Genomic DNA, 833 nt, shown 5'->3' on the forward strand with positions numbered 1-833 from the left:
GGCACAGGAACTGGCGGTAATAACGATGACCGCTTGACGGTCGTGAATGTCTCGAATCCGACGGTGGGAGAAGGCGGCAATTTAGTCTTCACAATCAGTTTAAGTGGTACGAGTACGACGGCGACGACGGTATCAATTAGTGCTCTCTCAGGTACTGCCACACTTGGCGCGGACACGGGACTTCAGCAAGTGTCGACTGATGGTGGTGTGACATGGAATACTCTGGGTTCTTCGGTAATAGTGCCTGCTGGTGCAAGTGGCTTTCAGGTGCGTATTGTAACGATTAGCGATGGATTGTTGGAGGGTTCCGAAACCATTAGCTTGTCTGCTGCAACCGCGCAAAATACAAGTTCGGTTATCGGTATTGGTACGATTACGGATGGCACAGTGCCGACAGTCAGTATCAGTGGGCCAGCAGCTGTCAATGAAGCGGCAGGAACAATCACGTACACAATCAGCTTAAGTTCAGCGAGTGCAGCACCGGTGAGTGTGAATTATGGTACGGCAAATGGCACAGCGTTAGCGGGCAGTGATTATACGGCGACAGCAGGTAGCGTGACATTTGCACCGGGAGAGACAAGTAAAATCATCACCGTATCAATTACGAATGACACTGTGTTTGAGGGAGATGAAAACTATCAAGTGAATTTATCGACACCAACGAATGCCATTTTGGATGTGGATAATATTGTTACAGTGATTGTTAATGATGATCAACCAACGATCACGACAGTCGAACCAGGTGCACCAGGTGTTGCAGGTGACACGGTCATCGAAGGTAATGATCTGGTCTACACAGTCAGCTTAAGCGCAGCGACAACGATTGCGTCGAC

At 49.2% G+C, this 833-nt stretch carries 1 protein-coding gene; it reads left to right on the plus strand.

Translation table 11 applies throughout. The features are described from left to right. The coding region (locus H8K33_RS10565; protein WP_281387336.1) for a Calx-beta domain-containing protein at positions 1-833 on the plus strand (833 nt) is incomplete at both ends.

Origin of the sequence: Affinundibacterium amnicola (assembly GCF_014284275.1) — a bacterium.
Classification (GTDB): domain Bacteria; phylum Pseudomonadota; class Gammaproteobacteria; order Burkholderiales; family Burkholderiaceae_D; genus Undibacterium; species Undibacterium amnicola.